Annotated in this window: 14 protein-coding genes; 12 read left to right on the forward strand and 2 right to left on the reverse strand. The window is 44.5% G+C overall.

The genetic code is table 11. From position 1 onward, the window contains the following. Positions 1-136 precede the first annotated feature (136 nt). The 10 genes from nadC to L5L98_RS19390 all read left to right on the forward strand — a co-directional run bounded on the left by nadC (position 137) and on the right by L5L98_RS19390 (position 9,583). A complete protein-coding gene (gene nadC / locus L5L98_RS19345) occupies positions 137-1,018 on the forward strand; it encodes a carboxylating nicotinate-nucleotide diphosphorylase (protein WP_263142923.1) in 882 nt (293 codons plus the stop codon). Positions 1,019-1,765: 747 nt separating this feature from the next. Then, on the forward strand, positions 1,766-2,206 hold the full coding sequence (locus L5L98_RS19350) for a prepilin-type N-terminal cleavage/methylation domain-containing protein (RefSeq protein WP_317633967.1): 441 nt from the start codon (positions 1,766-1,768) through the stop codon (positions 2,204-2,206). 123 nt (positions 2,207-2,329) lie between these two features. Then, positions 2,330-4,042: a type IV-A pilus assembly ATPase PilB gene (gene pilB, locus L5L98_RS19355; RefSeq protein ID WP_263142925.1), complete on the forward strand. Its 1,713-nt coding sequence runs from the start codon at positions 2,330-2,332 to the stop codon at positions 4,040-4,042. A gap of 148 nt (positions 4,043-4,190) precedes the next feature. Further along, complete coding sequence (locus L5L98_RS19360; protein WP_263142927.1) at positions 4,191-5,462, forward strand: type II secretion system F family protein; 1,272 nt, start codon at positions 4,191-4,193, stop codon at positions 5,460-5,462. Positions 5,463-5,500: 38 nt separating this feature from the next. Then, positions 5,501-6,415 (forward strand): prepilin peptidase, encoded by a 915-nt coding sequence (locus L5L98_RS19365; RefSeq protein WP_263142928.1) that lies wholly within the window; start codon positions 5,501-5,503, stop codon positions 6,413-6,415. Between the two features lie 39 nt (positions 6,416-6,454). Further along, complete coding sequence (gene coaE / locus L5L98_RS19370) at positions 6,455-7,072, forward strand: dephospho-CoA kinase (RefSeq protein WP_263142930.1); 618 nt, start codon at positions 6,455-6,457, stop codon at positions 7,070-7,072. Next, complete coding sequence (zapD, locus tag L5L98_RS19375; RefSeq protein ID WP_263142932.1) at positions 7,065-7,799, forward strand: cell division protein ZapD; 735 nt, start codon at positions 7,065-7,067, stop codon at positions 7,797-7,799. Before coaE ends, zapD begins: the two co-directional genes overlap by 8 nt. Before the next feature lie 73 nt (positions 7,800-7,872). Continuing rightward, positions 7,873-8,082 (forward strand): DNA gyrase inhibitor YacG, encoded by a 210-nt coding sequence (gene yacG, locus L5L98_RS19380; RefSeq protein ID WP_006083355.1) that lies wholly within the window; start codon positions 7,873-7,875, stop codon positions 8,080-8,082. Positions 8,083-8,160: 78 nt separating this feature from the next. Next, positions 8,161-8,553, forward strand: a complete 393-nt coding sequence (mutT, locus tag L5L98_RS19385; RefSeq protein ID WP_131523409.1) for an 8-oxo-dGTP diphosphatase MutT — start codon at positions 8,161-8,163, stop codon at positions 8,551-8,553. 493 nt (positions 8,554-9,046) lie between these two features. After that, a complete protein-coding gene (locus tag L5L98_RS19390) occupies positions 9,047-9,583 on the forward strand; it encodes a thioredoxin family protein (RefSeq protein ID WP_263142934.1) in 537 nt (178 codons plus the stop codon). Between the two features lie 66 nt (positions 9,584-9,649). On the opposite strand, the gene L5L98_RS19395 is transcribed toward L5L98_RS19390, so the two are convergent. Together L5L98_RS19395 and rhlB are read right to left on the reverse strand one after the other, a co-directional pair. Continuing rightward, positions 9,650-10,576 (reverse strand): exopolyphosphatase, encoded by a 927-nt coding sequence (locus L5L98_RS19395; RefSeq protein WP_263142937.1) that lies wholly within the window; start codon positions 10,574-10,576, stop codon positions 9,650-9,652. Then, on the reverse strand, positions 10,577-11,893 hold the full coding sequence (gene rhlB / locus L5L98_RS19400) for an ATP-dependent RNA helicase RhlB (RefSeq protein WP_063884693.1): 1,317 nt from the start codon (positions 11,891-11,893) through the stop codon (positions 10,577-10,579). Between the two features lie 152 nt (positions 11,894-12,045). Here rhlB and trxA point away from each other — a divergent pair, with 152 nt between their 5' ends. Both trxA and rho read left to right on the forward strand, forming a co-directional pair. After that, entirely contained in the window at positions 12,046-12,372 is a 327-nt protein-coding gene (trxA, locus tag L5L98_RS19405; RefSeq protein ID WP_105250415.1) for a thioredoxin TrxA, read from the forward strand. Between the two features lie 209 nt (positions 12,373-12,581). Continuing rightward, positions 12,582-13,847, forward strand: a complete 1,266-nt coding sequence (rho, locus tag L5L98_RS19410; protein WP_011787892.1) for a transcription termination factor Rho — start codon at positions 12,582-12,584, stop codon at positions 13,845-13,847. Positions 13,848-13,914 lie beyond the last annotated feature (67 nt).

Here is a 13,914-nt window from a genome sequence, read left to right on the forward strand (position 1 = left end):
CAAACCATCCACTCTCAATTCAAATAAGGCAGCAGCTTACTCCTTTTGCTCAATCTTCCAACCTGTTCCGTGGGACCTAAGGCCGTGGTAATCTTAACCTAAAATGCAAGTAGGCCGTAATGCAAGGACCCCGCTCATGTTAGAAAACGATATTCGCCAGTCAGTAAAATCCGCCCTCAGTGAAGACTTAGGTGGCACCGAAATCAACGATCAAACCAAGGCCATTGCTTATGGTGATATCACAGCAATGTTGATCCCTGCAGATAAGTACGCTGAAGCCACCCTTATTACCCGTGAAGAAGGCGTTTTTTGTGGAAAAGCATGGGCAGAGCAGGTTTTTAATCAACTCGGTGGGGAAGTCGCACTGCACTGGCATGTGGATGATGGCGATCTGGTATTACCTAACCAGTTACTGTGTGAACTCTCAGGCACAGCACGCACGATTCTCACCGGCGAACGCACGGCAATGAATTTTATCCAAACCCTGTCTGGCGTTGCAACCTTAACTAAGCATTATGTCGATAAACTGGTGGGCACTCACACTCGCCTATTAGATACTCGCAAAACCATTCCAGGCCTGCGCACGGCACAAAAATATGCCGTCACCTGCGGCGGCGGCAAAAACCATCGCATTGGCTTATATGATGCATTTTTGATTAAAGAAAACCACATTATGGCCTGTGGTGGCATTCGCCAAGCCGTAGATACCGCCCGCAGCTTGTACCCGAACAAACCCGTTGAAGTCGAAGTGGAATCACTCGAAGAACTCGCCTTAGCACTCGACTCTGGCACAGATATCATCATGTTAGATAACTTCGATATCACTAAAATGGTCGAAGCGGTTGAAATGAACAATCAATATAAAGCGAAAGGCGCAGGCGCTAAGCTTGAAGTCTCCGGCAATGTCACCTTAGACACCTTAGCCGAATTCGCTAAAACCGGTGTCGACTATATCTCAGTTGGTGCACTCACTAAGCATGTTCGCGCCCTAGACTTATCGCTTAGATTGAAAGCTTAAAACACTTGCTCACTAGAGGGTGAAACGTTCGCTGAAAGCACCTCAGAACGTTTCACTTTCAACCTATTCTAGAGCCGATACATATCTTCTGAGTTCCAGAGGCTAGACCCTAAGTTATGCCTGTCACTATACATCCGCACCATCACCATCACCATCACCATCACCATCACCATCACCATCAAGCCTCCAACTCATCACACCAACATGCCAGCAATTTGACTAGGTCAGTTTAGGTGCCAGCCAAACTACCAATGTCAAAAAATTGTTATAACCTAACATACCACCAAGCCAGCTTCTTATACAAAAACGATACTTTATTAGTACTTTATACTTAATTTTTGTTTCCTTTATCTTAACTTTGTACTAACTTTTACACAGGCGAGATGGCCGTTTGGTCAACCTCACCTAAGGTCAGCACTGGAATGTCTGTCAAAAAACTCTAATTTGCGTTTTTGAGGAGCACATTTTGAGGGACATTAGCCTAAGGTGCGGTTACCGAAATGATTTATTCAAACAGACATTAGCTCAGTAAAGTGGCTTTGGATAAATCAGCATGAGTCATTACACATGGGTCATTCAAGATCATCGGTGTACTGTTAATGTTACATAGATCATATAAATGATTTTATTGACATAAATGAGTAATAAAGTTTGATGAGATAAAACAATTTATAGAGTAAAACAGCTTTTAGGTTTAACACTCTATTCAACCAAAGTAAGTCACTAAATAGTTAGCTGGAGAGAAAAATGAAGGCCATGAATTTAAACAAAGCATTAAATAAAAAAGCTCAGGGTTTTACTCTGATCGAACTAATGATCGTTGTAGCCATTATCGGTATTTTGGCAGCAGTAGCTTTACCAGCATACCGTGATTATGTTGCAGCGGCACATGGTGGAGCAGCAATGAAAGTTACAAGTGCATACACCTCAAAAGCATTAACATGTGTTCAAACAGGCGTTGCCTGTGATTCTATAGCTCAAGATGTTACCAATGTTACAAAGTTAACAATATCAGCTGGTGGTCCATTTGCAGAAAGCACTGGTGGAACCTTAGCGTATGATGAAGGCTCGTGTATTATTAGTGCAAAGATCGAAAATGATGGTCAAATTGCTTATACAGCCAAAGCGACTAACGCAACAGGCTCAGTAACTGATGCACAATGTAAAGATGGAGCTGGCATCAAGTAAAGTAAAGTAAAGTAAAGTAAAGTAAAGTAAAGTAAACAGTTTGCTATTATTTATTAAATCAGCCAAAGAAAAATATAGTTCTCTTTGGCTGGTTTAAATTCTTTAGTCTTTCTCGGATTTTTTATGCCTACAACTGGCCTTCACTTAGGGCTGTCGACCCTTTTTATCCGCAAAGGTCTGCTAAATGAAGAGCAGATGGCTAACGCTATCACTAAATCTCGGCAAAACAAACACGGCCTTGTAAGCACCTTAGTTCAAAGTAAGCTAATCTCTGCCCGTGCAATAGCTGAGCTTTGCTACGAAGAATATGGCACTCCACTGCTTGACCTTAATGAGTTTGATCTTGCCTCCATTCCTGAAGATTTTCTCAATAAAAAACTCATTGAAAAACACCGTTGTTTACCCTTGTTTAAACGCGGTAATCGCCTCTATATCGGCACATCCGACCCAACCAATATTGCAGCCCTCGAAGATTTCCAGTTTAGTGCAGGCCTGCACGCCGAAGCGATTCTAGTTGAGGAAGATAAGCTCGCTAAAGCGCTAGAGAAAATTCTCGAAGAAGATATCAGCGGTCTCGATTTAGGCGGCATGGACGAAGCAGCGCTGGCAGCGATAGAAATTACTGATACCGACAGACGTAGCGAAGAGTCTACTGGTGAGAGTAGTGACGATGCGCCTATTGTCATCTATATCAATAAAATTTTAACCGATGCGATTCGCAAAGGCGCGTCGGATTTACACTTCGAACCCTATGAAAAGCGCTACCGCATTCGTTTCCGTATAGATGGTATTCTGCACGAAGTCTCTGAACCGCCGATTAGTCTGGCTGGTCGTCTTTCTGCACGCCTAAAAGTGATGTCGAAACTCGATATCGCCGAACGGCGCGTGCCACAGGATGGTCGAATTAAGATGAAACTGTCCCGCACTAAGTCTATCGACTTTCGGGTTAGTACCTTGCCGACGCTCTGGGGTGAAAAGATTGTAATGCGGATTTTAGACTCATCCTCCGCACAATTAGGCATTGAAAAGCTCGGCTACGAGCCAGACCAAGAAAAGCTCTACCTTGAGATGCTAGCAAAACCACAAGGGATGATTCTAGTGACTGGTCCAACCGGTTCAGGTAAAACAGTCTCCCTCTATACAGGGTTAAATATTCTCAACACCGAAGAGCGTAATATTTCCACCGCTGAAGATCCGGTGGAGATTAACCTTGAAGGCGTGAACCAAGTTCACATTAATTTAAAGGCAGGGCTAACCTTCGCGTCCGCTTTACGTTCATTTCTACGTCAAGATCCTGATGTGGTGATGGTGGGGGAAATTCGCGATCTTGAAACTGCTGAGATTGCCATTAAAGCGGCACAAACGGGCCACTTAGTCTTATCGACCTTACACACTAACTCGGCTGCCGAAACCTTAACCCGTTTAATAAACATGGGTGTACCTGGCTACAATATCGCTAGTTCAGTAAACCTGATTATTGCCCAGCGCTTAGCGCGTCGCCTCTGCCCCGAATGTAAGCAAGCGGAAGTTATCCCCGAGCATGAATTACTGCGCCTTGGTTTTGCCCAAACACAAATTACTCAAGGCTTTACCACCTTTAAACCTCTTGGCTGCGAGCATTGCTCTGCAGGCTACAAGGGACGGGTTGGCATTTATGAAGTGATGAAAATGTCTGACGAAATAGCCCGCACTATCATGGAAGGGGGGAACTCTTTACAAATCGCCTCCCAAGCTAAAGCCCAAGGAATGCGAGATTTACGGCAATCAGGCTTATTGAAAGTGATCCACGGGGTCACTAGTATTGCAGAAGTCAATCGCGTAACCAGTTTTGGCTAAATCCAATCTTTATGTCTAAAGTTACGTCTAAAATTCAGGCAATAGTGCATTATTACTCGTATATTTGAATCTTAGAGTCCAAACTATTTCGCAAGCATAGCGTTCAGTTAACTAGAAATCTAGAACGATTTATTTACAGGGATAATTTATGGCTACGGCAACGACTACAAGAAAGTCTCGTACCAAGAAAACCGAGCAAAAGAGCCAACCAAAAATTTATACCTTTGAATGGAAAGGCCTAAATCGCGACGGTAAGAAAACTGCGGGAGAGCTAAGAGGTGCAACTGCCGCCGAAATCCGTAGTCAGTTAAAATCCCAAGGAGTGACCCCTAAGAGCGTTCGTAAGCAGTCCTCTGCGCTATTTAAGTTAGGCGATCCGAAAATCACTCCTATGGATATTGCCATGATGACTCGCCAAATCGCGACTATGCTAGCGGCGGGCGTACCTTTAGTGACCACTATTGAGCTACTCGGCCGTGGTCACGAAAAAGCTAAGATGAGGGAACTATTAGGAAATATCCTCAGCGAAATTCAATCGGGCATTCCTTTATCTGATGCAATGCGTCCCCATAGACGCTACTTCGATGAACTTTATGTTGACTTAGTTGCAGCTGGTGAACATTCAGGTTCACTAGACTTGGTTTTTGATCGCGTAGCGACCTACAGAGAAAAATCAGAAGCACTGAAATCAAAAATTAAGAAGGCTATGTTCTACCCTGCTGCAGTTGTCATAGTCGCAATCTTAGTCACCTCATTATTATTATTGTTTGTGGTGCCTCAATTTGAGGAGATTTTTAAGGGGTTCGGCGCTGAACTGCCCGCCTTTACCCAACTGGTGCTGCATATTTCCCGCGGCTTACAATCCTCTTGGTATATCTTTTTAGCCGCCATTATCGGCGGAGTATTTTTGTTTGTTCGGGCGCACCGAAACTCACAAATAGTAAGAGATAGAGTCGATGAAGCTGTACTTAAAATCCCAGCCATTGGGCCGATTTTACATAAAGGTGCCATGGCACGATTCGCCCGCACTTTAGCAACTACTTTCGCCGCGGGCGTGCCGTTAATTGATGGTCTAGAATCCGCCGCTGGCGCATCGGGTAATGCGGTATACCGCAAAGCCATTTTAAAAATCCGTCAAGAAGTGATGGCAGGGATGCAGATGAATGTGGCTATGCAAACCACAGGGCTTTTCCCCGACATGTTAGTGCAAATGGTGATGATAGGCGAAGAATCCGGCTCACTAGATAACATGCTCAATAAAGTATCAACTATCTACGAAATGCAAGTAGATGATGCGGTTGATGGCTTATCAAGCCTGATAGAACCGATTATGATGGTGGTCATCGGTACTGTAGTTGGTGGTCTAATTGTTGCTATGTACTTGCCTATCTTCCAAATGGGTAAAATTGTTAGCGGCTAGTATTATATCTAACCCTCAAATATAAATAAGAACATTAAATGTCAGAATTCATCTCCCTTTTGGGCCAGCACCCTTATATCTTTATTGCTCTAAGCTTTATTTTTGCCGCTACCATTGGTAGTTTTTTAAACGTGGTGATCCACAGATTTCCTGTGATGATGAAACGGGAGTGGCAGCAAGAATGTAATCAGTATTTGCAGGAATACCACGAAGACATAGTCAAAAAAATCGGTATAGAACAACTCAATAAACCTATTGATGACTTCCCTGAAAAGTATAATCTTGTTGTGCCGGGCTCAGCCTGCCCTAAATGTAAAACGTCGATTAAACCTTGGCATAATTTGCCGGTATTAGGCTGGTTAATGCTCAAAGGTAAATGCGCCGCCTGTCACGTCCCTATTTCTGCCCGCTACCCTATTATTGAATTCATCACAGGGCTACTTATCGCGACTTTAGCTTGGCATTTTGGTCCAAGCTGGCAGTTTGTTTTTGCGAGCATACTCACCTTTGTGCTTGTAGCACTGACAGGTATCGATCTTGATGAGATGTTGCTCCCCGACCAAATGACGTTACCGTTACTTTGGCTAGGCTTGATAATCAACCTAAATCATACCTTTGCGAGCCCAACCGATGCCATTATCGGTGCGGCGGCTGGCTATTTGAGTCTATGGTCCATATTCTGGTTGTTTAAAATTCTCACTGGCAAGGAAGGCATGGGCTATGGCGACTTTAAATTACTCGCCGTGTTCGGTGCTTGGCTTGGCTGGCAAATGCTGCCGCTGGTGATTTTACTTTCGTCCCTCGTTGGCGCAGTCGTTGGCATCACTATGATTGTTAGTAAACGCCTGAAACAAGGAAATCCAATCCCATTTGGCCCCTATATTGCCGCATCTGGCTGGATAGCCTTGCTATTTGGGCAACAGATTGTCGATTGGTATCTATCAACACTGTAAGAGCTAGCAAACTAAGCACTGAGCTATCCGGAGTATGTTATGTCAAAGTTTGTTGTTGGTCTTACTGGCGGTATCGGCAGCGGTAAAACGACTGTTGCCAATTTATTCGCCGCAGAAGGCATTACCTTAGTCGACGCCGATATCGTTGCCCGCGACGTTGTCGCTCAGGGTTCAAAAGGGCTTGAGGTCATCGTTAGCCATTTTGGCATTGAGATGTTAACGCCAGAAGGTGAACTCGATCGCGCCAAACTGCGGCAACGGATATTTAGCCACCCTGAAGAACGTGAATGGTTAAACCAACTATTACACCCCATGATCCGCCAAGAAATGCTAGCGCAGGTAGAAAAAGCAACCTCAGCCTATGTAATTATGGTCGTACCCTTGCTATTTGAGAACGGGTTAGATAGGTTAGTCAATCGGACTTTAGTGGTGGATATTTCGCCTGAGTTGCAAATCAGCCGCACCATAAAAAGGGACAATGTTGATGCATCTCAAGTAAATAACATCATTAACAGCCAATTGAGCCGCAGCGAAAAACTCGCCCGAGCCGACGACATTATTGATAATCAGGGAGAGATATCAACCTTAAAACGAGAGGTGCTAGCATTGCACCAACGCTATTTACAACTATCTGGTACTCATAACGCCCATGACTGAATTAGTTTACGAACAGCCCCTAAACGAGAAAATTCGCAGCTACTTGCGGCTCGAATACCTCGATAAACAGCTGCAAAGTAACCTAAGCAATGACCACCAACATAGATGTTTTTATCCGCTGTTTTCCCTCTGTGAATTGTCTGAACGCTGCGATTATCGCAATGAAGTATTAAAAGATATTGAGCGGCACTTGCTGCAACTGAACAAATGGCAAGAATTAGATCACGTCGACCACCAGCAAATCAATATCTATATCAACGCCCTCACCCAAGCCCGCGAACCGTTACAAAAGCCTGAACGCTTCGGCAGCCAATTAAAACAAGACAAATTTATTTCCGCACTACGACAACGCTTCGGCATGCCAGGTGCTTGCTGTAACTTCGACCTACCGCAACTGCATTATTGGCTATCTAAACCTTGGGAAGAAAAACAGCACGATTATCGCTCTTGGATAACGCATTTCGAACCTTTGCTCACCCCCATCACACTATTACTCCAACTCACCCGCAGTACAGCCCATTACGACAATGCCGTTGCCCATGCTGGCTTTTATCAAGGTGACAGTGCCCAAGCACTTGCTTTGGTAAGGGTTAAAGTCGATGCTTCCCACGGGTGTTATCCTACGATTAGCGGCCATAAAAACCGTTTCGCTATCCATTTTGTGCAGTTTGAACAACAACGCCACTCCGACCGTTCAATTGATTTCTTACTGGCTACCTGTGCATGAAGCCTTTACACTAATGGCCTGAAAGACATTAGTATTAGCGGCCGCTTTATCGCCGTTAACCAAGAGAACAATTATGCCATTGACCGTTAACTGCCCTATTTGCAAAGCCCCTGTCGAGTGGGTGCCACAATCTGCATTTAAACCTTTTTGCAGCGAGCGCTGTAAGTTGATCGACCTCGGTGATTGGGCGTCAGAAAAACACGTCATCCCAGTCAAAGCCGAGTTTGATCCAGAAGCATTTGATGAATTTGATCTCGATGAAGGCGATTTTTTTAAAGAGTAATTTGGGGTTTACACACGAATCACTCAGCTCAAGCCTTTAATGCACTTACTTTTTCCTACTCATTAATCGATAAATATTATGACTAAACGAATCCATGTTGCCGTCGGCATTATTACTAACTCGGCCGGTGAAATTCTGTTGGCAAAACGCCCAGATCATTTACATCAAGGTGGAAAATGGGAATTTCCTGGTGGTAAGGTTGAGACAGGCGAAACTGTCACTCAGGCATTGATCCGTGAACTCAAAGAGGAAGTCGCGCTCAATGTCACTGATAGTCAGCCATTTATGGCGTTGAGTTTCGACTATCCCGATAAACAAGTGCTACTCGATATCCATTCAGTCACAGAATTTAACGGCACAGCCCAAGGCCTTGAAGGTCAGCTTATCGCTTGGGTCACTAAAACCGACTTAACCAATTACGACTTCCCCGAAGCTAATAAGCCTATTCTTGAAAAAATTCTGGCTCAGTAATCAAGTAATTTACCTTATCCTCTCAATGTGTTCTGTCCCCGAATCACGATTCGGGGATGAAATTTTTCAATGCCTTAACTCCACAAACTAAGCAATTCTGTGATCGTTAAGCTTACATACCCAAACCACCTGAAGATGCAGGATTCAGCGGGAATTTAACGCACTTTAGGCAAGGCGGCTATTTGCAGACCTAGCGGGCTAAGTTAAAAATAACCAACACAGCATAAAGTGCGTTAAAACACGCCGAGACGGAGCGCCTAGGGCACTCCACTTCCGTGTTGCATCAATTCAAAAGGTGGCCGACATTCTGTCATTGATGCGCCTTGAATTGAAGCACCCTAGGCGCTCTGAAACTCTTATCTTCAGGTAGCTTGGGTATAGATATTAGCAATGCGTGATCTTGCTTGCAGCAAATCAATTAATCGCTTTAATCGCATCCAGAATAATGTTTGAATCGAATTTCATTCTTTCTCTTCGATTTCGAGGGCGCATCATGCACAATAACGTTAAGGCATTCCTAGCCACTACCGCCTTATTTTTTAGTTGTCAGGTACTAGCCAATGGTGGCTGTGGATTTGAAGAACAACAACAGGGTTTAATTGCGACCTGCAGTGAGGAGAAACAAGAAGTGATTTTAACTGGCATAGTAGAAGCACAAAATTTAGTCACAGATCTCAATGAGTTTGCTGAAGGGTATAAAACCTATCAAGTCGATACCACTGCAATCACCCCACTTAAAAGCATCACTAAACCTACAGAAATTGTAGTGATCATTGGTACTTGGTGCCCAGATTGTCACCGGGAAACACCGCGCTTTATCCGTATTATGGAAGAAGTCGCTAATCCCAATATTAAAGTGACCTATATTGGTGTCGACCGAACGAAAAAAGATCCCGAAGGCTTAGCCGCAAAATACGACTTTACCCGCATTCCAACCTTTATTGTACTGCAGCAAGGTAAAGAAGTTGGCCGCATCGTAGAGCGTCCAACGGTTTCCTTAGAAAAAGATCTCGCCGATTTATTGAAATAATCGCCACAGTACAAACAATAAAGGCCGCATCGCGGCCTTTGGTTTTTATCATGTTTTAATAAAATATTAGCTGACTTCGTCAATAATCCGCTGAGCTAACATCACTAAAACACCTTCACGTAACGCGCCGCCAGATAAGGCTAAATGCTCGATCCCCAGCAACTCAAACAAGGCCAATAAAATAGCGACACCCGCAGCAAAAGTCGGTGCTCGCTCACTGCAAAGCCCTGCAATCCCCATTAAGCTAATATCTTCTTGAGCGAGGATCTCAGCCTTCAACTGAGTAAGCACATCGAGTGTGATAGTTTCAGATAACCCTCGGTGAAGTAGCACTTCTACCACGGACTGTACAGCGCCGGAGGCACCAACGACACAATGCCAACCTAGATCACGTAGGGTTTGCCTATGCTCAGCTAATGTGGTTAGCACTTGCTGCTTAGCATCATCGAAATCTAACTGCTGCAGCGGCAAACTGCTGAAAAATTGGCGATTATAAGTCACGCTACCAAAGGGCAAACTGGTTTTGAACAGCACTTGATGCCCATCGCCAATGATAAACTCTGTACTCGCCCCACCGATATCAATAACCAAGCGACGGCCTTGACCACAAGTGGTCGCCACCATACCTTGATAGATAAGCTCTGCTTCACGCATACCAGAGATAATTTCGATCGGATGACCTAAGAGTGGCAATGCACGCTGATTAAACTCATCAGCATTGCTAATACTGCGAAGAGTTGCAGTTGCAATCACAGCAACATGGTTTGCTTCAATCTTATGTTGCACCAACATCTGGGCAAACATACTCAAACAGTCGAGGCCGCGCTGCATGACATCGGGGCTTAATTTGCCATCGTTGCCTATGCCTTCGGCGAGCCTCACCTTGCGTTTATATTTCGCAATAATATGCGGCTGACCACCACGCGTTTTGGCGATCAGCATATTAAAACTATTTGAGCCTAATGTTATAGCGGCATAAGCGGGTGTTGGCATTTACGAATGTCTACGTGTCCTATCATGACGAGGAGGGCGAGCACCACTGCGTTGAGCACCTGGGCGGCTTGCCCCTGAACGATCACGCAAGTTTCGAGTGCCGCTAGGGTGTTTACGGTGGATCTTCGCTGGCGTAGGAATATCGGCCAGTAAAGCTTCACTGTCGTAGTTACTTACTGGAATCGAATGATTGATATAGCTTTCGATTGCAGGCAAGTTCAATGCGTACTCTTCACAGGCAAAGCTTATCGACATGCCTTTGTTACCCGCACGACCCGTACGACCGATTCGGTGAACATAGTCTTCGCAATCATCAGGTAAATCATAGTTATACACGTGTGAAACGTCAGAAATATGTAGACCACGAGCCGCAACATCAGTAGCAACCAATATATCTAGCTGGCCACTGGTAAATTGCTCAAGGATACGAATACGCTTTTTCTGTGGCACATCACCCGTTAATAAACCCACACGATGTCCGTCACCTTCAAGCCAAGACCAAAGCGTTTCACAACTGTGCTTAGTGTTGGAGAAAACGATGGCTTTTTCTGGCCAATCTTCTTCAATCAAGGTCAACAGCAAACGCATCTTCTCTTCTTGGGAAGGATAGAAGATTTCTTCTTTGATGTTTTTGGAGGTTTTTTCTTCGGGGGCGATTTCGACTTTAACGGGCTCATTCATATGATCATAAGCCAGCTCTTGTACTTTCATGGACAAGGTTGCCGAAAATAGCATATTAAGACGTTGATTTGCCTCAGGCATACGTCTAAATAAGAAGCGGATATCTTTAATAAAACCAAGATCAAACATACGATCGGCTTCATCAAGTACCACAGCCTGAATTGAATTCAAGCCAATAATACCTTGGCGAACGTAGTCGATGATTCGACCCGTTGTACCAATCAAGATATCAACACCTTGATCTAATACTTTACGCTGCACATCGTAACTTTCACCGCCATAAACAATACCCACCTTTAAGTGTGTGTGCTTAGCGAGTAAAATCGCATCTTTGGCAATCTGAATCGCCAGTTCGCGGGTCGGGGCCATAATGATGGCGCGGGGCTGATTAATCAGTCGACCTTCAGGTATGGGAGTCGATAATAAATGATTAAACGTGGCGACCAAAAAGGCCATTGTCTTACCAGTGCCCGTTTGTGCTTGGCCTGCGATATCTTTTGATTGGAGTAATACAGGCAGTGATAACGCCTGGATCGGCGTACAAAATTCGAAGCCGTTCTCGGCAAGGGCCTGTTTAACCTCAGGATGTAGAGGTAGGTCGGCAAACCTTTGGGTAGATAGATGTGTTTCGCTCATAGCGCAAGCTTACCTGTTGAGGTTGCAATAAGATACTCGATCGTTTGAAATAGCCACATTGTAAAAAGGTAACTTGAAAAGCTATTTTTCAGCCCCAATATACATGGTAAGCCATTAACAAACCAGCAATGGCACCCAAACTGGAGAACATCATGAGCGATAAAATTATATACCTGAGTGACGACAGCTTCGAAAACGACGTATTAAAGTCTGATTTGCCAGTATTGGTAGACTTCTGGGCCGAGTGGTGTGGTCCTTGTAAAATGATCGCTCCAATTTTAGACGATGTGTCTGAAGAATATGCAGGTCGCTTGACTATCGCTAAATTAAACGTTGACCAAAACAATGTTTCTCCAGCGAAATATGGCGTTCGTGGCATCCCAACTTTACTGCTATTCAAGAACGGCGAATTAGCCGCGACTAAAGTTGGCGCACTCTCAAAAACGCAATTGAAAGAGTTTATCGACGCTCAAATCTAATTTGACGTCGTAATGAGTGACCTCCGGCACAAGCTATAAATTAATTGTGCCGGAATTTCCCTAAATTTCTGGACGCCCCGCTTTGTTAGTGCTACTTTAATAACCAGATTCTTTCTAATAACCTCTTCTCGCTCGTCAATCACTATCCTGAATTACATCCTTACTGATTGATCGCGGTAAGCTTTGTCGCGTAACACAAGACCCCCAAAATGAACTTAACTGAATTAAAAGACACGCCGATTTCTGACCTAGTCTCGCTAGCTGAAAATATGAAGCTCGAAAATATGGCCCGCGCTCGCAAGCAGGACATTATTTTCTCAATCCTTAAAGCCCACGCAAAAAGTGGAGAAGACATTTTCGGTGGTGGGGTATTAGAAATACTCCAAGACGGTTTCGGCTTCTTACGCAGCTCAGACGGTTCTTATTTAGCTGGTCCAGATGACATCTATGTCTCACCAAGCCAAATTCGCCGCTTCAACATGCGAACGGGTGATACCATTTTTGGTAAAATTCGCCCACCAAAAGAAGGCGAGCGTTATTTTGCTCTATTGAAAGTCAACGAAGTTAACTTCGATAAACCAGAAAACTCCCGTAATAAAATCCTCTTTGAAAACTTAACCCCACTCCACGCAGAAGAACGTATGCGTATGGAGCGCGGCAACGGCTCAACTGAAGATATTACCGCGCGTATTCTGGATTTATGCTCACCGATTGGTAAAGGTCAACGTGGTTTGATCGTTGCACCACCAAAAGCCGGTAAAACGCTATTACTTCAGGGTATTGCTCAAAGCATCAGCTACAACAACCCAGAAGTGGTGTTGATGGTATTGCTGATCGACGAACGCCCAGAAGAAGTAACAGAGATGCAGCGCCTCGTTAAAGGCGAAGTTATCGCATCAACCTTCGATGAGCCAGCCAGCCGTCACGTTCAAGTTGCCGAAATGGTGATTGAAAAAGCCAAACGTTTGGTTGAGCACAAGAAAGACGTCGTTATCTTACTCGATTCGATTACCCGTTTAGCCCGTGCTTATAACACTGTTATCCCATCATCGGGCAAAGTGTTAACTGGTGGTGTAGATGCCAACGCCCTGCACCGTCCAAAACGCTTCTTCGGTGCGGCACGTAACATCGAACACGGCGGCAGCTTGACCATTATCGCCACAGCCTTGGTAGATACCGGTTCTAAGATGGACGAAGTGATCTACGAAGAATTTAAAGGTACAGGTAACCAAGAGCTACATTTGTCACGTAAAGCGGCAGAAAAGCGTGTGTTCCCAGCCATTGACTTCAACCGCAGCGGTACCCGTCGTGAAGAAAAACTCACGACTCAAGAAGAACTGCAAAAAATGTGGATCCTGCGTAAGATCCTCAATCCTATGGATGAAGTCAGCGCAATGGAATTCTTAATCGATAAATTGGCGATGACCAAGACTAACGAAGAGTTCTTTACCGCCATGAAACGCACTAAGTCTTAAGCCATACAAGATTGCATGAATAATAAGGCCGCTCACTGAGCGGCCTTTTGTTTATGTATTAAAAAAA

The organism is Shewanella sp. SM23, from assembly GCF_025654295.1.
Lineage (GTDB): Bacteria > Pseudomonadota > Gammaproteobacteria > Enterobacterales > Shewanellaceae > Shewanella > Shewanella oncorhynchi.